The sequence below is a fragment of the Streptomyces sp. NPDC058001 genome, from assembly GCF_042886315.1.
In the GTDB taxonomy this organism is placed as follows: Bacteria; Actinomycetota; Actinomycetes; order Streptomycetales; family Streptomycetaceae; genus Streptomyces.
Genome location: NZ_JBHVQT010000010.1, coordinates 38,137 through 56,944, shown reverse-complemented (window position 1 = coordinate 56,944; position 18,808 = coordinate 38,137). Strand labels below are relative to the sequence as shown.

The window sequence follows — 18,808 nt, the reverse complement described above, 5'->3', positions numbered from 1 at the left end:
CAAGGGGCTCTTGCACAAAGATGCTACCCGAGGAAGCGAGGCAGGACCGAAGTGTCGGCTTCCGACCAGCTGCTGGTGCTCATCGATCCGGTTGCCCGGCGTCACGACGGGGAGTCGGTCCGGATCGCGAAAGACGTGCTCAGCGCGGGTGCGGCCCTGAAGGTGTGCCTTCCGGACAGTCCCGAGGAATTCGCCCGTGCCCTGGTCCGCCGGGGCTCCCGGCGCCCCGTCGTGGTGGGCGACGACCGGGCCCTGCTGAGGACGGTGGGGCTGCTGCACCGTGAGCGGGAGCTGGCGGCGGGGGCGCTGTCGGTGGTGCCGATCGGGGGCGTGGTGACCCTGGCGCGCTCGCTCGGGGTGCCCACCGGGGCCGTCGCCGCCGCGCGGGCCGTCCTGGAGGGCGTGGACCGGCGCCTCGACCTGCTGGTGGACGACAGTGACGGGGTGGTCCTGGGCGATCTCCGTATCCCGTCCTTGTCGCATTCCGCGGCCTCGACCGGACCGGCGCCCGCCTGGCTGCGCACCTGCCAGTCGCTGGTACGGAGTCTGGGGCCACGGAACGGCCGGGTCGCGCAGGCCACGGCACCGGGGCCGGGGGCCGCACGACTGCGCGTGGAGGCGGACGGGGTGACACTCGTGGACCTCGACCAGCCCGTGGACGGCGTCTCGGTCGCTCCGGCGGCGGACGGGTACGCGGAGATCGAGATCCGCCCGTCGGACGCGGCCCCGGTGCACGCCCGAGCCCGCACCCTCACGGTGTCGGGCCCCGACTTCCGGTACCGGGCGGACGCGATGACCGGAGGGCCGGTGAGAACCAGGACGTGGACGGTACGGGAGGAAGCCTGGAGCCTGACGCTGCCGGGCTGAGACACTACCGGCCGCGTCGCACCAAGGGGGGACGGTCAGGGAGACGGCGTCCCGAAGCCCAAGGTCACCCGGTGCGCATGCCACCGCTCCATCATCCCGCCCAGCTCTGACTCGATGAAGTCGAAAAAGGCCAGCGTCTCGGCCAGCCGGGCACCGGCACTCGTATCGGCCCCCAGCATCCGCACCCCCTCCGCCAAGGCGTCCGACCACCGCTTCAACAGGGCATCCCGATTGGTCAACGCCTCGTACCACTGATTGCTGTGGACCCGGTACCGCTCCCGCCGCGAACCCGGCTCCCGCTCCCGCGACACCATGTGCTGCTGCGCCAGATACCGCACGGCGCCCGACACCCCGGCCGGACTCACCTGAAGCTGCTCCCCCAGCTCCGCCGATGTCAGGGTGCCCGTCTCCGACGCGAGGAGTGCGGCGAACACCCGTGACGGCATCCGTGGCATCCCCGCCTCGACAAGCTGCGCCGCGAAGTGCTCGACGAACCGCGACACCCTCGCCTCGCGCGGCACCTCCCCCTCGCCCGGACCGGAGCCCGAACCCGAACCCGCCGACTTGTCACCGTGCTGCTCGATCATGCCCCGATCATCTCCCCTGGTCGCACCACCCCGAACGGAGTTTATACGCTTCCTTAACTTCACAAATTTGTGAAAGTAGCGTACGTTCCGAATCATGACGAAGGCAATCACCGTCTCCGGACTGCACAAGTCCTTCGGACGGACGCACGCGCTGGACGGCCTCGATCTGGATGTCGAGACCGGCGAAGTGCACGGCTTCCTCGGCCCCAACGGCGCCGGGAAGTCGACCACCATCCGGGTCCTCCTCGGCCTGCTGCGCGCCGACTCCGGCGCCGCCCAACTCCTGGGCGGCGACCCGTGGCACGACGCCGTCGACCTGCACCGCCGTATCGCCTACGTACCCGGTGACGTCACCCTGTGGCGCAACCTCAGCGGTGGCGAGGTCATCGATCTGTTCGGGCGGCTGCGCGGCGGTCTGGACGAGGCCCGCCGGGCCGATCTCATCCAGCGGTTCGAGCTGGACCCCACCAAGAAGGGCCGCACGTACTCCAAGGGCAACCGGCAGAAGGTCGCCCTGGTCGCCGCCTTCGCGTCCGATGTCGACCTGCTGATCCTCGACGAGCCGACCTCAGGGCTCGACCCGCTGATGGAAGAGGTCTTCGAGAGCTGTGTCGAGGAGGAGCGCGACCGGGGCCGTACGGTCCTGCTGTCGTCGCACATCCTCAGCGAGGTGGAGAACCTCTGCGACCGCGTGAGCATCATCCGCAAGGGCCGGACCGTGGAGAGCGGTTCGCTGGCCGAGCTGCGGCATCTGACCCGTACCAGTGTGAGCGCCGAACTCTCCGGCGCGCCGAACGGTCTCGCGGGCCTCCCCGGCGTACACGACCTGGATGTGCAGGGCCACCGGGTCAGGCTCCAGGTCGACACGGACAAGCTCGACGCGGTGCTGCGGTCCCTGACGGCGTCGGGCGTACGGTCGCTGACCTCGACCCCGCCGACCCTGGAGGAGCTGTTCCTGCGGCACTACCAGGACGACGGCGCGGACGCGGCGGACGGAGAGGGTGGCGCGGGCGGTTCGGGCGGTTCGGGCGGTTCGGGTACCGAGGAGGCGATGGCGCGATGACCGCCGTCACCGATCCCACCTCGGGCACCGATCCCACCCACGGCACAGGCACCGGCACCCCGTCCCAGCGTCAAGAAACCCCCCGTAACGGAAACCCCCGTACCGGAGGCTCCCGCCCCCTCGCCGGCACCGGCACCCTGCTCCGGCTCGCGCTGCGCCGGGACCGCGTGATGATCCCCGTCTGGGTCCTGGTCATCAGCGTGATGGTGCTGTCGATGCCGGGCACCCTCAAGGGCCTCTACACCACCGCCGCCGAACGCGCCGACTTCGCGCAGTCCATGGTCGGCAACAGCTCCCTGCGCGCCATGTACGGGCCGGTGTTCGGCGACAGCATCGGCGCCCTCACGGTCTGGCGCGTGGGCACCTTCGCCGGCGTTTTCGCGGCGATCATGAGCCTGCTCGTCGTCATCCGGCACACCCGGGACGAGGAGGAGAGCGGGCGCCAGGAGATGGTCTCGGCGGCGATGGTCGGCCGCCGGGCCCCGCTCACCGCCGCGCTGCTCGCCGCCGCCCTCGCCAACACCCTGCTCGCCCTGCTGATCACCGCCGGTCTGGCGGGCCAGGGCTCGGCGGGCGCGCTCGCGCTGGGGCTCGGCATCGGCGGCGTCGGCATGGTCTTCGCCACCATGGCGGCGATCGTCGCGCAGCTCACCGAGAGCGCGCGGCTCGCCAAGGGGCTGACGTCCGGGCTGCTCGGCGCCGCCTTCGTGCTGCGCGCGGCCGGTGACTCGGCGACCGGCGACGGCTCGTCCCCGCTGACCTGGCTCTCACCGGTCGGCTGGCTGGAGAACCAGCGGGCGTTCGCCACCGAACGCTGGTGGGTCCTGCTCCTGTTCGTCGCCGCCGTCGCCGCGCAGGCGGTCGTGGCGTACGGGCTGGCCGGGCGCCGCGATGTCGGGATGAGCTTCCTGCCGACGCGTCCCGGCCCCGCGCGCGGGCGGCTCTCCACGGCCGGTGCGCTGGCCTGGCGGCTGCAACGCGGCACCGTACTCGGCTGGAGCCTCGGCTTCCTCGCCTCCGGCGCGGTGTTCGGTTCGATGACGAACGGCGCGGCCGACCTCGTCGGCGACAACCAGCAGACCCGGGACATCATCGAACGGATGGGTGGCCAGAGCGGCGTCACGCAGGCGTTCCTGGCCACCATGGTGGGGATGCTCGGCCTGGTCGCCGCCCTCTACATCGTCTCGTCGGTACTGCGCCTGCACGGCGAGGAGACCTCGCAGCGCGCCGAACCCGTCCTCGCGAACGCCGTCGGACGGCTCCGCTGGGCGAGCGGCCATCTGCTCATCGCCTTCGGCGGCTCGGCCCTGATCATGCTCGTCGGCGGCCTCGGCCTCGCCCTCGGCTACGGGCACGAGTTCGGCGCGATCGTCGGCGCCTGCCTGGTCCAACTCCCCGCGATCTGGGTGATCGGCGCGCTGGCCGTCCTGCTCCACGGGATCTCGCCGCAGGTCGCGATCGGGGCGTGGGGTGTGGCGGGGGCCGCGCTGCTCATCGGCTGGATCGGCCCCGCGCTGAAGCTGCCGCAGTCGGTGATGAACCTGTCGCCGTTCGGGCATCTCCCCAAACTGCCCGGCTCGGACATGCAGTGGGCACCGGTCCTGACACTGACGGTCATCGCGCTGGCCCTGCTGACGGCGGGACTCACCGCCCTCCGCCGCCGCGACCTGTCGACAGCCTGACTTCCGGCTGAGCCGCTCAGACCTCCACCAACAGTTCCCCCAACCCCCTGATCACGAAGTTCGGCCTGCGTCCGGGCTCCGCCGCCAACCGGAGTCCGGGCGCCCGCGTGAGCAACGACCGCATGGAAGCGGCCAGTTCGATACGGGCCAGGGGCGCGCCGATGCAGTAGTGGATGCCGGCGCTGAACGAGATGTGCGGATTCTCCGTACGCCCCAGATCCAGCGCGTCGGGGTCGGCGAACACCGCCGGGTCCCGGTTGGCGGAGCCGAACAGCAGCGCCACCTCCGAGCCGCGCGGAATCGTCGTCCCGTCGATCTCGATGTCGTCCAGGACCCACCGCTCGAAGAGCTGGAGCGGGGTGTCGTAGCGCATGAGTTCTTCCACAGCTGTGGATACGAGACCGTGGTCGGCGCGGAGCGCGGCGAGCTGGTCGGGATGGCGGAACAGGGCCCACCAGCCGTTGACCGTGGCGTTGACGGTGGCCTCGTGGCCCGCGTTCAGGAGCAGCACACAGGTGGAGATCATCTCCTGCTCGGTGAGCCGCTCGCCCTCGTCGTGGGCCGCGATGAGCCCGGAGATCAGGTCGTCGCCGGGTTCCTTGCGGCGCTCGGCGATGAGGTCGCGCAGGTAGGCGGAGAACTCAAGGGACGCCCGTACCGCCCGCCCGGCGACCTCGTCGGACGGGTTGAGTTCGTACATCCCGCAGATGTCGGCCGACCAGGGCCGCAGCGGTTCCCGGTCGCCCTCCGGGATGCCCAGCATCTCGGCGATCACCGCGACGGGCAGCGGCTCGGCGACCCGGGTGAGCAGATCGCCCCCGCCGTCGGCCACCAGGTCCCGCACCAACCGGTCCGCCAGCCGCTCCACGTACGGCGCGAGCCGCTCGACCGTCCTGGGCGTGAACGCCTTCGACACCAGCCGCCGGATCCGGGTGTGGTCCGGCGGCTCCAGGTCGAGCATCCCGTGGTCGTTGAGCACATGGAACGGTTCGTGCGCCGCCGGGGGCGCCTGCCGCCCGAACTCCTCGTAGGAGAAGCGGTGCAGATGGGTCCGCCCCAGCCTGCGGTCCCGCAGCAGCGCCGACACATCTGCGTGCCGGGGCACCAGCCACTGATCGGTCGGTGCGAAGTGGTGCACCCGCCCGCGCTCCCGCAGCTCGGCGTAGGCGGGGTACGGGTCGGCGACGAACCCGGGCGACCAGGGATCGAAAAGGGCGGGTTCGAGGGGTGCGTCCATGGGCCGACGCTAACCGCTGCGCCCGCCACGGGGGAAGGCCGGGCAGGACGGGAGCCCGGAGAGGACAGGGGCGGGGTCAGGACGGAGTCACCAGGCGGGCCTCGTACGCGAAGACCGCCGCCTGCGTACGGTCCCGCAGGCCCAGCTTCACCAGGACGCGGCTCACATGTGTCTTGATGGTCGACTCGGCCACCACCAGACGCGAGGCGATCTCCGCGTTCGACAGACCCTGGGCGATGAGTACCAGGACCTCCGTCTCGCGCTCGGTGAGTTCCCCGTACGCCGCCTGTGCCCCGGGCGCGAGGCGGGGGGTGTCCGCGAGTTTCGAGAACTCGGTGATCAGCCGCCGGGTCACGCTCGGCGCGAGCAGGGCGTCGCCGTTCGCGACCACCCGGACCCCGTCGGCGAGCTGCCGTGCCGACGCGTCCTTGAGCAGGAAGCCGGAAGCCCCGGCCCGCAGCGCCTGGTAGACGTACTCGTCCAGGTCGAAGGTGGTGAGCACCAGCACCTTCGAGCCGCCGTCCGCCGCGACGATCTCGCGGGTGGCCTCGATGCCGTTCAGCTCCGGCATCCGGATGTCCATCAGGACGACGTCCGGCGCCAGTTCACGTACCCGGTCGACGGCCTCCCTGCCGTTGACCGCCTCGCCGACGACCTCGATGTCCGGCATCGCGTTGAGCAGGACCGAGAAGCCCTCGCGGACCATCATCTGGTCGTCGGCGATCAGAACCTTGATCGTCCCGCCGGTCATGAGGGCTCCTCGGTCAGCGGTACGGGCAGGAACACCGCCACCTCGTAGCCGCCGTCGTCCTGGACGCCGGCCGTCATCTCGCCGTTCAGCATCGCCACCCGCTCCCGCATCCCCGCGATGCCGTGTCCGGCGCCCTGGGACGGCTTGACCAGACCGGTCGGCGGGCCGTTGACGATCCGCAGGCCGAGGCCCCCGAGTACATGGCCGACCTCGACCCGGGCCTCGGCGCCCGGCGCGTGCCGCAGGCTGTTGCTGAGGGCCTCCTGCACGATGCGGTACGCGGACAGCTCCACGCCCGGCGGCAGCGTCCGTACCGCTCCGGTGATCACTTTCTCCACGTTCAGCCCGGCGTCCCGCACATTGGCGAGCAGCCTGTCCAGGTCGGCGAGGGTGGGCTGCGGGGCGTCCGGGGCCTCGTAGTCCTCGGCGCGGACCACTCCGAGGACCCGGCGCAGCTCGGTGAGGGCGGCCACCGCGTTCTCCCGGATCGTCACGAATGCCTGCTCAAGCTCCGGCGGCGGGTTCTCCACCCGGTACGGGGCGGCCTCCGCCTGGATCGCGACCACCGACATGTGGTGGGCCACCACATCGTGCAGCTCACGGGCGATGGTGGTGCGCTCTTCGAGGAGCGTCCGCTTGTCCCGCTCGACCGCCGACACCGTGCGCTCGGCGGCGACCTCCTGCCGCGCCTCGCGGCGGATGTGCAGTACGGAGACGCAGAGCAGGGCGACCGCCGAGACGAACGCCATCGTCGCGGTGGTGGAGTCGTCCCGGCCGAAAAGGACGGCCCCGAAGAAGCCGTACGCCGACGTCAGCAGCCACATCCACAGGGCGGTACGCGGGGTGGTACGGGCCGCCACGACCACCAGCACCACGAGGTGACCGATGAGTGAGCTGTCCGACCAGGGCCAGCCGCCGTCCGACGCCCCCCACACCCCGACGAACGGCGCCGCCCCCAGCGACACCCAGAACGCGCCCACCGGCCGCAGCAGGGTCAGCAGCACACCGGCCACCGGCACCATGGCGATCAGGACCCCGAGCGAGAAACCGCCGTAGGGGTTCGTCGTGGTGTAGGCGAACATCAGCAGCCAGAAAGCGAACAGGCAGACCATCGCGTGCGGGGTCCACACGGCGTAGCGCCTCAGCCGCTCCGGCACGCGGCGTATCAGCCGCCCGTCCGGGCTCCGTGGGGGGAGCGGACGGTACGCGAAGGCGTCATGGAACAGATCCTGGCGAAGCCCCGCGAGCACCTTCGCGGCATGGTCGTACTCGGGACTACGGGACTTGGATGGCTGCGGGCCCGGCAGGGGCTGGGTCTCGGTCACGCTATGAACGGTAGGCGCACCGCCGGTACCCGGTCGTCCCCAGTCAGACGGGTTCTGCGGTATCCGTCGCAAGTACTACGGCACGTATCTACGGGTACCGGGGAAGATACCGAGCTGGTTCAGGTCGGTATACGAGGTGCGTCAGTGGCAGTCGCCCTTCCGGCCAAGGGTCGTCACCGGGGTCGCGCCGGGGCGGGTCCACTGCGGTACGGGACGCCCGGTCGGGCCCCAGGTGGCGTTCCCGTCCGCGTCCGAGCGCCAGTACCAGCACGGGCCTTGCCCCTCGGGCCATCCCTCGGGCTTGTCCTCCCATGCCTCGCCGCGGCCGTAGGGCGTCATGTCGAGCAGGGCGAAGGCCCCCATCACCGGCTCGTTGCCGCGGCCGGTCGTGGAGTAGGTGAGGAACACGCGGTCGCCGTCGCGCAGGAAGCAGGTGACGTACCCCATGTCGCCGCCGACCGGCTCGTCCACGCCGCGCACCGAGTACCAGGGCTGGGTGTAGCCCATGAACTCGATGAAGGGGGCCACCTCGTCCCAGGGGCCCGTGGTCAGGATGGCGAACGAGACACCGCGGGCGTTGAGGTAGACGGCGTCCTTCAGGAGCCAGGCCGTGGTGGTGCAGCCCTCGCACTGCCCCTGGTGCGGCGCGCCGTCGTGCCACATGTGCTTGTAGACCACGAGTTCGTCGCGGCCCTGGAACAGGTCCAGGAACGGGACCGGGCCGTCGGGTCCGACGACCTCGACCGTGCCGTCGAACTCCACCATCGGGAGCCGGCGGCGGGCGGCGGCGATGGCGTCGCCCTCGTGGGTGTGGGCCTTCTCGCGGACCAGCAGCTCGTCACGCTCGGCCTGCCAGGTGGCCAGGTCGACGACGGGCGGGCGGCCCGGCAGCGCGGTGGTCGGTTCGTCGGGCGTGTTCGTCATGGTGTCCTCCGTGGTGTCCATTGCGGTGTCCAGTACTGGGGTCCGGTGCGGGGTCCGGTGCGGGGTCCGGTGCGGGTGGGCGTCGCGCGACGTGCCACGGCGCTCACGGGAACAGACTCGCGAGCGGGCCGGAACTCATCGCACCCCTCAGCCACCGCCATCACACCCCCGGCAGCCGATCGCGGCGCCCTTAAGCTGGCCGTATGAGTGATGACGTACGTGGTGAGCTGCTGCGGCAGATCAAGGACAAGGCCGTGGTACGCGGCGCGGTGACCCTTTCCTCCGGGCTTCAGGCCGACTACTACATCGACCTGCGCCGGGTCACCCTCGACGGGGTCGCCGCGCCGCTCGTCGGGCAGGTCATGCTCGATCTGACCGCGGACCTGGAGTTCGACGCCGTCGGCGGGCTGACCATGGGCGCCGACCCGGTGGCCGGGGCGATGCTGCACGCCGCCGCCGCGCGCGGGCGGCGCCTCGACGCCTTCGTGGTCCGCAAGGCGGCCAAGGCGCACGGGATGCAGCGCCAGGTCGAGGGCCCGGAGATCAAGAAACGGCGTGTCGTCGTCGTGGAGGACACCTCCACCACCGGGGGCTCACCGCTCGCCGCCGTCGAGGCCGTCCGCGCGGCTGGTGCCGAGGTCGTCGCCGTCGCCACGATCGCCGACCGCGCTACCGGCGCCGGCGAGAAGATCACCGAGGGCGCCGGGGTCCCGTACCTCTTCGCCTTCTCCAAGGACGAACTGGGCCTGGACTGACCCGGTAAGGGACCGGTAGGGGGCCGGGAGGGTGCAGGGAGGGGAAACGTCCGGAAAAGTCCCCCGCTTCCGGTCTGGAGCAATCCGCCACGTCTGGAAAGATGGGGCCGACGACGACGTCGCTTCCCCCCGGCGCGGCAAGGGTCAGGGCCGGTCAGAAAACACCCGCACATCACGAGGAGCGGACAGATGCCCATCGCAACCCCCGAGGTCTACAACGAGATGCTCGACCGGGCGAAGGCAGGCAAGTTCGCCTACCCGGCCATCAACGTGACCTCGTCGCAGACCCTGCACGCCGCACTGCGCGGCTTCGCCGAGGCGGAGAGCGACGGCATCATCCAGATCTCCACCGGTGGTGCGGAGTTCCTGGGCGGCCAGCACAACAAGGACATGGTGACCGGCGCCGTCGCGCTCGCCGAGTTCGCGCACATCGTCGCCGCCAAGTACGACATCACCGTCGCGCTGCACACCGACCACTGCCCGAAGGACAAGCTCGACGGGTACGTACGCCCGCTGCTCGCCGTGTCGGCCGAGCGGGTCGCGCAGGGCCGGGACCCGCTGTTCCAGTCGCACATGTGGGACGGCTCCGCCGAGACCCTCGCCGACAACCTGGCCATCGGACAGGAGCTGCTCGCGCAGGCCGCCGCCGCCAAGATCATCCTTGAGGTGGAGATCACCCCCACCGGCGGTGAGGAGGACGGCGTCAGCCACGAGATCAACGACGAGCTGTACACCACCGTCGACGACGCCGTCCGCACCGCCGAGGCCCTCGGGCTCGGCGAGAAGGGCCGCTATCTGCTCGCCGCGTCCTTCGGCAACGTCCACGGCGTCTACAAGCCGGGCAATGTCGTCCTGCGCCCCGAACTCCTCAAGGACCTCCAGGAGGGCGTAGGCGCCAAGTACGGCAAGGCGTCCCCGTTCGACTTCGTCTTCCACGGCGGCTCCGGCTCCACGGCCGAGGAGATCGCCACGGCCCTGGAGAACGGCGTCGTCAAGATGAACCTCGACACCGACACCCAGTACGCCTTCACGCGCCCCGTCGCCGCACACATGTTCCAGAACTACGACGGCGTCCTGAAGGTCGACGGCGAGGTCGGCTCCAAGAAGACCTACGACCCCCGCACCTGGGGCAAGCTCGCCGAGGCCGGCATGGCAGCCCGCGTCACAGAGGCATGCGCCAACCTCCGGTCGACAGGCACGAAGCTCAAGTAGCAGCTTTCCTGTACGCCGCCGGGGCCCGGCACTCCTTTGGGGGTGCCGGGTTTTGGCTTGTTCCGGGGCGAAGGTGCTGTGGCGGGGGGCAGCACCATGACTTCATGACTCTGAAGAACCTCGTCACACTGCGCTCCCGCCGCTGGGACGGGGACTGGGACATTCCAGTGGTCGATTTCGGCGGACCGGTCTCGGCCGAGGACATCGACGCCGCTGTCCTTGAAAGGGTGGTACGACCCTGGACCGGGCACACGGCGTTCTGTTTTCTGCCCGACGACCTCTGACGTCACCGCCACGACAGCCGTGCCCGGCGGCCCGTGCCGGATGTCCCGTCGGTACCGGGTGTCCCGCCGGTACCGGATGTTCCGGTCGTACTGGGTGGCGGCACCCATAGCGGTTGGTGGGGCTCTGCGTATGGCGTTGTACCTGGGAGACTGGAACCCATGGCCATTCACGAGAATCTGCTCGGGGGACCGCCCCCGACCCATCTGCCCGACGACCCGGAGCCGCGCGAGCTGCTCGCCGGCGGCACCGCGCCCGCCGAGGTCGCGGGCAAGTACCCGACCTCCTCCCTCGCCTGGGCCCAGCTCGCCGACGAGGCGTTCGAGCGGGGCAGCGTCGTCGAGTCGTACGCCTACGCCCGTACCGGCTACCACCGCGGCCTCGACGCGCTGCGCCGCAGCGGCTGGAAGGGGCACGGTCCGGTGCCCTGGGACCACGAGCCGAACCGTGGCTTCCTGCGCGCTCTGCACGCCCTCGCCCGCGCCGCCCAGGCGATCGGCGAGCAGGAGGAGTACGAGCGGTGCAGCCAGTTCCTGAAGGACTCCTCGCCGACGGCCGCCCAGACCCTGGGCTGACATACGGCTGACATACGGGTACGGAAATGGCTCGCCTGGACCTCTGGCCAGGCGGGCCTTGCCGTTTCCGGGGACGATTGCGGAAGATGCCCGGTGGGGACCGGGGCCCCCGTGCCGACATGGCAGGGGCGGACCGCTACCCGGAGTACGTATCGAGGAGACAGCGATGTCCCACGAGGTAAGCAGCGGGGCCCACGAGCCGCACACGACGGCGCCGGAGACAACAGAGGCCCCCAACCTCGACTTCGCCGGCACCACTCCGTACGAGGACTACGTCCAGGCGGATGTGCTCACGCACCTTCAGCACCCGCTCTCGGACGACCCCGGGGAAATGGTCTTCCTGGTGACGACCCAGGTCATGGAGCTGTGGTTCACGGTGATCGTCCACGAGTGGGAGACCGCGTCGCGGGCCCTGCGCCAGGACGACATCCCGGTCGCGATCGACGCGCTCAAGAGGTCGGTCCGGGAACTGGACGCCCTCAACGCCTCCTGGCGCCCGCTCGCCCAGCTCACCCCCGCGCAGTTCAACTCCTACCGCGGCGCCCTCGGCGAGGGCTCCGGATTCCAGTCGGCGATGTACCGGCGCATGGAGTTCCTGCTCGGCGAGAAGTCCGCGTCCATGCTCGTCCCGCACCGGGGCGCGCCGCGCGTCCACGCCGAGCTGGAGAAGGCCCTGCACGCACCGAGCCTGTACGACGAGGTGCTACGGCTGCTCGCCCGCCGCGGCCTCCCCGTACCGACCGCCGTCCTGGACCGCGACCTGTCCCTGCGGTACGAGCCGTCGGCCGGGGTCGAAGCGGTGTGGGCGACCGTGTACGGAGGCGAATCACTGGGTGCATCGGGGGACGAGCCCGACAACCTGGTCCGGCTCGGCGAGGCCCTCACCGATGTCGCCGAACTGGTGTGGCGCTGGCGCAACGACCACCTGGTGGCGACCCGGCGCGCGATGGGCTCCAAGACCGGCACCGGCGGCTCCGCGGGCGTGGCATGGCTGGAGAAACGCGCCGTGAAGAACGTGTTCCCCGAGCTGTGGACGGCGCGCAGCCATGTCTGAGCCGCTCGCACTTTCCCTGGCCGCGAAGGCCGCCGCCCTGGACACCGCCGACGAACTCGCCCCCCTGCGCGACCGGTTCACCCTGGACGACACCGTCTATCTCGACGGCAACTCACTGGGCGCCCTCCCGCGCGGGGTCCCCGCGCGCGTGGCCGACGTCGTACAACGCGAGTGGGGCGAACTGCGTATCCGCTCCTGGCAGGAGAGCGGCTGGTGGACCGCGCCGGAACGCATCGGCGACCGGATCGCGCCCCTGGTCGGCGCGGCGCCCGGCCAGATCGTCGTGGGGGACTCGACCAGCGTCAACGTGTTCAAGGCGCTGGTGGGTGCCGTACGGATGGCGCGCGCATCCGCCCCGGACGGCGGACGCGACGAGATCGTGGTGGACGCCACGACCTTTCCCACGGACGGGTACATCGCGGAATCCGCCGCACGGATGACGGGGTGCGCGCTGCGTCCGGTCGCACCGGCGGATGTCCCGCGCGCGGTGGGCCCGCGCACGGCGGCGGTCCTGCTCAACCACGTCGACTACCGCACCGGACGCCTGCACGACCTGCCCGGTCTGACGGCGGCCGTGCACGCGGCGGGCGCGTACGCCGTCTGGGACCTGTGCCACAGCGCGGGCGCCCTGCCGGTCGGCCTGGACGCGCACGGGGTCGACCTCGCGGTGGGCTGCACGTACAAGTTCCTGAACGGGGGCCCGGGTTCGCCCGCGTACCTGTATGTCCGGCGGGACCTCCAGCCCCGTTTCGACTCGCCGCTGCCGGGCTGGAACTCGCACATGGACCCGTTCGGGATGCGCTCCGACTACGAGGCGGCGCCCGGCGCGGTGCGGGGCCGGGTCGGTACGCCGGACATCCTGTCGACGCTGGCCCTGGAGGCGGCGCTCGACGTGTGGGAGGGCGTCACGATCGAAGCCGTACGGGCGAAGTCCCTCGCGCTGACGGACTTCTTCCTGGAGTGCGTGGCCGCGTATGTGCCCGAGGGCAGGGTCGAGGTGCTCACCCCGGCCACCCACGCGGAACGCGGCAGCCAGGTTGCCCTACGCTGCTCCGACGCGGGCAAGATCATGGCCCGGCTGATCGACAAGGGCGTGGTCGGCGACTACCGGGCCCCGGACACCCTCCGCTTCGGCTTCACACCGCTGTACGTGGGCTACGCGGACACGGAAAGGGCGGCACGGGCACTGGCCGACGAGCTGTGACGGGCGGGGACGAGCTGTCACGGCTGGTGAGCAGTACGGCATACACACCGTCGGCTGATACCGTCCCCTGCCATCGGTCGAAAAGATCAATTCCGTTTTGCCGCTGAGAGGTTGGAGCATGCCGGACGACGCCGCTGCCCGCGCCGCCGCAGAAGAGGAGTCGGCGTTCGCGCACCCCGCCGTGGACCCCGACGCGACCGCCGCGTACGGGAGCCACCCGGACCAGGTGATCGACTTCTACGCCCCGCGCGCGGGTGACGGCGTCGTCCCGGACCGTTCGGTGCCGCTCGTCGTCGTGGTGCACGGCGGCGCGTGGCGGGCCCCGTACGACCGGCGGCACATCACGCCGTTCGCGGACTTCCTGGCCCGCAGGGGGTTCGCCGTCGCGGTGGTCGAGTACCGCAGGGGCACCGCCGTACCGGTACAGGGCGAGAGTCCGGTCGCGGGGCGCTGGCCGGAAACCTTCGACGACCTGGCCGCGGCATGGGACGCGCTGCCGACTCTCGTACGGGACGCCCTGCCGCAGGCCGATTCCCGGCGGACGGTACTGACCGGGCACTCGGCGGGCGGGCACCTCGCGCTCTGGGCCGCGGCCCGGCATGTCCTGCCCGCCGACTCGCCTTGGCGCACCGCGCGCCCCGCCCAACTGCGCGGTGTCGTCGCCCTGGCCCCGATCGCCGACTTCCGGGTCGCCGAACAGCTCGACGTGTGTTCCGGCGCGGTGCTCCAACTCCTCGGCGGCAAGGACCACTTCGAGGACCGGCTCCCGTACGCGGATCCGGTCACCCTGCTCCCCACCGGCATCGCGACGGCCCTGGTCCAGGGCCGCACCGACACGGAGGTGCCGCACGCCGTCGCCGAGTCCTACGCGGAGGCGGCGGCCAGAGCGGGCGAGGTGGTGGGCCTGACACTCCTGGAGGACGTCGGCCACTATGCCCTGATCGACCCGACGGCGGACGCCTGCGCGGTGGTAGCGGAGGAAATCGCCCAACTGGCCTGGTAGGCCCGCGTCCTGACTACAGCAGCCAGCAGTGGACCTCGCCGTCCGGGGCGGTGTACCTCACGGACTGCTCCACCGGCGTGACTTCGACGGTGAACCATTCGCGGCGGGGCCGGTTGAGGCGCTGCCACAGGCGGTGGGCGGCTTCGATCGGCCGCCACAGGTCGCTCGGCCCGGTGGAGGTGACGAAGGGCGGCCCCTCGTGCATGTCGGCGACGCGGGTCACCGAGCCGTCGGCGGGGTCGTACAGGATCGTTCCCTGCCGTCCGTACGTGCGGACGAGGCCGGCGGGCATGTGGAGTTGGGCGAAGAACGAGAACGTCCAGTCGTCCAGTACGCGCGCTGAGAGTGCGGTCTTCCGCCCCGGGCGGTCCGGGACGTCGGGCATCTGCGGGGGCACCTGCGGGCCGGTCTTCAGCGGCATGAACGCGGCGGGTGTGTGCAGGATGTGGCCGACCGCCGCGCCGTCACGAAGCTTGGTGAGCCGGGCGACCGTCCCACCGGCGAGTGTGCCCTTCACGGGGACGACCATGATGCCGCCGGGGCGCAGCCGCTTCAGCCACTCGCGCGGGACGCGGGGCACGGAGGCCGTGGCGATGAGGCGGTCGTACGTGGCGTCTTCGGGAAAGTCCCGCGCTCCGTCGCCATGAAGCACGAGCGGGTCGAATCCCATGGCATTCAGCCGCCGGCGGGCTCTGTCCGTGAGCGCTTCGGTGCGGTCCACGGTGGTGACGTGCCGGTCCCCGGCGAGGAAGGAGAGCGCGCCCGCGTTGTAGCCCGTGCCGGTGCCGACTTCGTAGACCTCGTTCCCCTCGCTCACGTCAAGGGCGTCGAGCATGTCCGCCATGAGGCTCGGTGCGGTGGAGGACGACGTGGGAACACCGATCAACCCCTCGGGGGCGGCGACCTCGGCATGGATGCCGTCCACTTCGGTGACAAGGGAGTCGTCCGCGTACACGGCATCGAGCCACGCCTCCGGATCCCCGTCCTTCACACGCCACGGGACGAACCGTTCACCGTCACGCCGATAGAAGACGGGCACGAAGGGGTGCCGGGGCACATTGAGAAAGGCCCCAGCCAGCCGGGACGACAGCACCACGCTTCCCCTGTCGATCTGCCGCGCAAGGCCAACACGAGAGGCAAGGAGCCGCTGCTCATCACCGAGGATGCCCGTCACTGGCTGTTTCCTTCCAGGTAGTCACAGATCGCGGCCGTGATCGCCAGTCCCGTCGCCTGCTCGATGAACCCGTACTGTCCACTCGGGTTCACCTCAACGAATCGCCAGTTCCCCTCCGGGGTGACCACGAAGTCGAAGGCACCGTACGGCAGCCCGAGCCGGCCGAGCATCCGCAGAACTCCGGTGGCCACTTCGGGCGGCGGCTCGCAGATCTCGTACGTGTGGCTGTCGTAGTCGCTGCGCCAGTCGACGTGACCGGCGTCGGAGTCGGCGTGGATCTCGGCAGCGAATATCCGGCCGTCAATCGCAGTCAGCCGCACTTCGTGCGCCTTGGGCACCCACTCCTGGAACAGGTGGGCGGTCGTCCCGATGTCCGGGTGCGGGAGGTCGTCAGCGGTGATGATGCTCGCGTACACGGCTGCGGTCTCGCCATGCACGGTGCCGCGTACGGGAGAGAACGGCTTGTACACGAGAGGTCCACCGATCGAATCGGCGAAGTGCCTTGCCGCATCAGGGTCGTTGGTGATCAGAGTCCGGGGAACACTCAGCCCCACCTCGGCGGCGACACGCAGTTGCAGCGGCTTGTACTCGGCATCGGCCGCCTTCCCCGGGGGAGGAAGCCACCTGCACGGCAGAGCTGACAACAGTCCCCCGAAGCCCGACCGCGCTTCGGTCTCGGCGACCTTGCGGGCTTGGGGGCTCATCCGCTGGGGAAACTTCGGGCGAGTGGGACGTCGGTAGTAGACGGAACGCACTGACGCCAGGTCGAGCGTGCGACGGTCGTTGCTCAGTGTGCCGTGCCACCGACTCCCGCTGAGGCTCGCGGCGAGCGTCAGTCTCAGCGGGAACTCGGACATGTCTGCCCGGAAGACGGGCAGGGCACGCCGGTTCAGTTCCTCAACCACCAGATCACAGGTCGGGTCGAAGCGACCCGCCAGGATGAGAATCTGACCGGCGTCGGTCATCAGTCGTCACTCGGTCCCGGGTCGTCCGGCGCGTCCATCTGGCCCGACGGCGCCGTCGGCCCGTAGGTCTTCGGGGGGTTCTTGGTCATGTAGACACCGGGTGGCATGTCCTCGTAGGTGCATGTCTGCGAGTCCTCGTCGTACTCGATGTCGCTCGGCAGGATGCCGCCCGTACCAGACACCGGTACCAAAAAGCGGAAGGCGAACGGTAACGGTCCCTCTCCGTCGGACAGATCCGGCATGGCTGCGGCACCATCGGTACTCAGTGGCAACCGCAGTTCTGGTACGTCGAGCGCCAGGCCGACGGCGCGGCGGTCTCGAACCCGTGCAATGGACATGACTTCCCCTTTCTCGCAGGAAGGCTGGGAAGTAGCCGACAGTGCATCAAGTGTGTCCGGTCGCTCACGCATAGTGAAGGGGCTGGACGTAGCGCCGGCCGGGTTCCAGCTCGCATCACGACAAATCGGCGCCCAGGAGGCGTGTTCGTCTCCTCGCAGCCACCCGAGATCCCGGGGGAATGCCTCGTGCGGGCCGTCATGGCCGCAACCCCGCCGTGCCTCCCGACTCGGGGGCATGACAGGGCGTTGGCGAAAGTTCAGAGGGCGCCGAACCGCCCGGCCTTGATGCCCGTCACGAAGGACGTGAACGCATCGGCGGGGAAGTCCAGCACCGGACCGGTCGGATTCTTGAAGTCACGGACCGGGACCACGCCACACGAAGCGACGAGGTTGGCGGCGACCTCAACGCAGGCGCCACCGTTCTCGCTGTACGAAGACTTGAACCAACGCGGAGACTCGGTCGTCACGGGGTGCCCCTTCGGTCAGACGGTGTCGAAGTCTCCCGTCTTGATGCCCGAAACGAAGGACGTGAACGCATCGGCGGGGAGGTTCAGCACCGGGCCGCGCGGGTCCTTCGAGTCACGGACGGGGACTATGCCGGTCGCGGACGCATGCGCCGGGGCCCACTCGACGCAGGACCCGCCATTCTCAACGCTGTACGAGGACTTCACCCACCGCAAGGGGGGAGAGTTGGTCGTGGTCATCACATCGTTGCCCTTCGTAGCTCTTCGATCATGGCGACAGATTCCGCCTGAGAAGCTGCCTCGATCTGTAGTTGATGGTAGTTCCTCATCAACGGCACTACGGAGGGCAGCTCACGGTCCAGGTGCCCTTGCGTCTGCGACTCGACGTAGGACATCACAGACCGGTCCGACAGCGTCAGAAGGTGGACCAACCGAATGAACGGCTTCCGTCCCCCCATGGCGAACGGAGCGATCTGGAATGCCGTGTTCGGCTCCTTGGCGAACTCGATCAGTCGCGCGAACTGGCCTGCCATGATGGCGGGGCCCCCGATGGGTCGACGGATGCAGCTCTCGTCCAGTACCGCGAAGATGACCGGCGGCGGCGTCCGAACAAGCGCGGCTTGCCGTTCTATCAGGAAGTCAATTCGTTCAGCGGCTTGTTCGGGCGTGATGTCACCTCGCTGCACCGCGTAGTCCGCCAACGCCCGTGCGTACTCCAGCGTCTGGAGCGGCCCGGGGATCACTCCTGACTCGAACAGCCGGATCTCCGCCGCACGCCCCTCGTAGCCGACGTACTCGGGGAAGCCCTCCAGCAAGCTGCCGTGCTGAATCTCCCGCCACTGGCGTTCGAACGTATCCACCAGGCCGGTCAAGCCAAAGGCCACATCAGCAGCTTTCGCGAAGCGTAAAGATGGCATCTTGCGAGCAGTTTCAACGCCCGAAATATGCCCGCTGGAAATGCCCATCTGAGTGGAGAGTTCGTCTTGTTTCCAGCCGCGTGCCTCGCGTGAGCTGCGTAGACGTGCGCCGAACGCTGCCTGCGGGCTGCTCTCCGGGTCCAGCTCTTTCCGGTTCACCCATCACCCCCAACTTATCTTGCTGCCAGGCCACGTTGATCAGGTTCCAACTGTGGGTCAGCCTAATTCCTCCCGGTAGTGGAACCGCTACGGAGAGGAACGATGGTGTCCGAAAAGAACCTTCCGACCCCCGGCACGCTCATGGTCGACGCACAGAACCGGATCGGCGAGTTCCGGGGTGAGTGGTGCGGACTATGGTCCCTGCGCCCAGTAACTGGCGGTAGGGAATGGACCGTTGACCCACAGGACGTACGGCCGGCAAGTCCCGAA

The 18,808-nt window shown here is 69.9% G+C and carries 21 protein-coding genes; 10 read left to right on the top strand and 11 right to left on the bottom strand.

The window, feature by feature from the left end; all coding sequences use genetic code 11:
• Window positions 1–51: 51 nt before the first annotated feature.
• Entirely contained in the window at window positions 52–867 is an 816-nt protein-coding gene (locus ACFVT5_RS25025; RefSeq protein ID WP_389892117.1) for a diacylglycerol kinase, read from the top strand.
• Between the two features lie 35 nt (window positions 868–902).
• On the opposite strand, the gene ACFVT5_RS25020 is transcribed toward ACFVT5_RS25025, so the two are convergent.
• Window positions 903–1,454, bottom strand: coding sequence for a GbsR/MarR family transcriptional regulator (locus ACFVT5_RS25020; protein ID WP_389892114.1), 552 nt, complete (start codon window positions 1,452–1,454; stop codon window positions 903–905).
• Window positions 1,455–1,548: 94 nt separating this feature from the next.
• On the opposite strand from ACFVT5_RS25020, the gene ACFVT5_RS25015 reads away from it, so the two are divergent.
• Window positions 1,549–2,517 carry an ATP-binding cassette domain-containing protein gene (locus ACFVT5_RS25015; protein WP_389892111.1) on the top strand — a complete coding sequence of 323 codons (969 nt, stop codon included), beginning with the start codon at window positions 1,549–1,551 and terminating at the stop codon, window positions 2,515–2,517.
• Window positions 2,514–4,199, top strand: coding sequence for an ABC transporter permease (locus ACFVT5_RS25010; RefSeq protein WP_389892108.1), 1,686 nt, complete (start codon window positions 2,514–2,516; stop codon window positions 4,197–4,199). Before ACFVT5_RS25015 ends, ACFVT5_RS25010 begins: the two co-directional genes overlap by 4 nt.
• A gap of 16 nt (window positions 4,200–4,215) precedes the next feature.
• Here the strand turns inward: ACFVT5_RS25010 and ACFVT5_RS25005 are convergent, their stop codons facing one another.
• From ACFVT5_RS25005 to ACFVT5_RS24990, 4 genes are all read right to left on the bottom strand, one after another.
• A complete protein-coding gene (locus ACFVT5_RS25005; protein ID WP_389892105.1) occupies window positions 4,216–5,436 on the bottom strand; it encodes a cytochrome P450 in 1,221 nt (406 codons plus the stop codon).
• Window positions 5,437–5,512: 76 nt separating this feature from the next.
• Window positions 5,513–6,187 (bottom strand): response regulator, encoded by a 675-nt coding sequence (locus tag ACFVT5_RS25000; protein ID WP_389892102.1) that lies wholly within the window; start codon window positions 6,185–6,187, stop codon window positions 5,513–5,515.
• Window positions 6,184–7,512, bottom strand: coding sequence for a sensor histidine kinase (locus ACFVT5_RS24995; protein ID WP_389892100.1), 1,329 nt, complete (start codon window positions 7,510–7,512; stop codon window positions 6,184–6,186). Before ACFVT5_RS24995 ends, ACFVT5_RS25000 begins: the two co-directional genes overlap by 4 nt.
• A gap of 141 nt (window positions 7,513–7,653) precedes the next feature.
• Entirely contained in the window at window positions 7,654–8,436 is a 783-nt protein-coding gene (locus ACFVT5_RS24990; RefSeq protein ID WP_389892098.1) for a DUF899 domain-containing protein, read from the bottom strand.
• A 203-nt stretch (window positions 8,437–8,639) separates the two neighbouring features.
• Here ACFVT5_RS24990 and pyrE point away from each other — a divergent pair, with 203 nt between their 5' ends.
• The 7 genes from pyrE (at window position 8,640) to ACFVT5_RS24955 (ending at window position 14,521) form a co-directional block, all read left to right on the top strand.
• Complete coding sequence (pyrE, locus tag ACFVT5_RS24985) at window positions 8,640–9,191, top strand: orotate phosphoribosyltransferase (RefSeq protein ID WP_389892095.1); 552 nt, start codon at window positions 8,640–8,642, stop codon at window positions 9,189–9,191.
• A 189-nt stretch (window positions 9,192–9,380) separates the two neighbouring features.
• On the top strand, window positions 9,381–10,403 hold the full coding sequence (gene fbaA / locus ACFVT5_RS24980) for a class II fructose-bisphosphate aldolase (RefSeq protein WP_389892092.1): 1,023 nt from the start codon (window positions 9,381–9,383) through the stop codon (window positions 10,401–10,403).
• Window positions 10,404–10,507: 104 nt separating this feature from the next.
• Window positions 10,508–10,687, top strand: a complete 180-nt coding sequence (locus ACFVT5_RS24975) for a hypothetical protein (protein WP_389892089.1) — start codon at window positions 10,508–10,510, stop codon at window positions 10,685–10,687.
• Between the two features lie 159 nt (window positions 10,688–10,846).
• Window positions 10,847–11,260: a DUF3151 domain-containing protein gene (locus tag ACFVT5_RS24970; RefSeq protein WP_389892086.1), complete on the top strand. Its 414-nt coding sequence runs from the start codon at window positions 10,847–10,849 to the stop codon at window positions 11,258–11,260.
• A 166-nt stretch (window positions 11,261–11,426) separates the two neighbouring features.
• The gene (locus ACFVT5_RS24965) at window positions 11,427–12,314 is read left to right on the top strand and encodes a tryptophan 2,3-dioxygenase (protein ID WP_389892083.1); all 888 of its coding nucleotides are present in this window, start codon (window positions 11,427–11,429) and stop codon (window positions 12,312–12,314) included.
• The gene (gene kynU, locus ACFVT5_RS24960; RefSeq protein ID WP_389892080.1) at window positions 12,307–13,518 is read left to right on the top strand and encodes a kynureninase; all 1,212 of its coding nucleotides are present in this window, start codon (window positions 12,307–12,309) and stop codon (window positions 13,516–13,518) included. Before ACFVT5_RS24965 ends, kynU begins: the two co-directional genes overlap by 8 nt.
• Before the next feature lie 118 nt (window positions 13,519–13,636).
• Window positions 13,637–14,521, top strand: coding sequence for an alpha/beta hydrolase family protein (locus ACFVT5_RS24955; RefSeq protein ID WP_389892077.1), 885 nt, complete (start codon window positions 13,637–13,639; stop codon window positions 14,519–14,521).
• A 13-nt stretch (window positions 14,522–14,534) separates the two neighbouring features.
• On the opposite strand, the gene ACFVT5_RS24950 is transcribed toward ACFVT5_RS24955, so the two are convergent.
• The 6 genes from ACFVT5_RS24950 to ACFVT5_RS24925 form a co-directional block, all read right to left on the bottom strand.
• Complete coding sequence (locus ACFVT5_RS24950) at window positions 14,535–15,695, bottom strand: methyltransferase domain-containing protein (RefSeq protein ID WP_389892074.1); 1,161 nt, start codon at window positions 15,693–15,695, stop codon at window positions 14,535–14,537.
• Complete coding sequence (tgmB, locus tag ACFVT5_RS24945; RefSeq protein WP_389892072.1) at window positions 15,692–16,660, bottom strand: ATP-grasp ribosomal peptide maturase; 969 nt, start codon at window positions 16,658–16,660, stop codon at window positions 15,692–15,694. The genes ACFVT5_RS24950 and tgmB overlap by 4 nt, the downstream gene beginning before the upstream one ends.
• Window positions 16,660–16,998, bottom strand: coding sequence for a hypothetical protein (locus ACFVT5_RS24940; protein ID WP_389892069.1), 339 nt, complete (start codon window positions 16,996–16,998; stop codon window positions 16,660–16,662). The genes tgmB and ACFVT5_RS24940 overlap by 1 nt, the downstream gene beginning before the upstream one ends.
• 257 nt (window positions 16,999–17,255) lie before the next feature.
• Window positions 17,256–17,465, bottom strand: coding sequence for a DUF397 domain-containing protein (locus tag ACFVT5_RS24935; protein WP_389892066.1), 210 nt, complete (start codon window positions 17,463–17,465; stop codon window positions 17,256–17,258).
• 15 nt (window positions 17,466–17,480) lie between these two features.
• A complete protein-coding gene (locus tag ACFVT5_RS24930) occupies window positions 17,481–17,702 on the bottom strand; it encodes a DUF397 domain-containing protein (RefSeq protein ID WP_389892064.1) in 222 nt (73 codons plus the stop codon).
• Complete coding sequence (locus ACFVT5_RS24925) at window positions 17,702–18,538, bottom strand: helix-turn-helix domain-containing protein (protein ID WP_389892061.1); 837 nt, start codon at window positions 18,536–18,538, stop codon at window positions 17,702–17,704. Before ACFVT5_RS24925 ends, ACFVT5_RS24930 begins: the two co-directional genes overlap by 1 nt.
• Window positions 18,539–18,808: the final 270 nt, after the last annotated feature.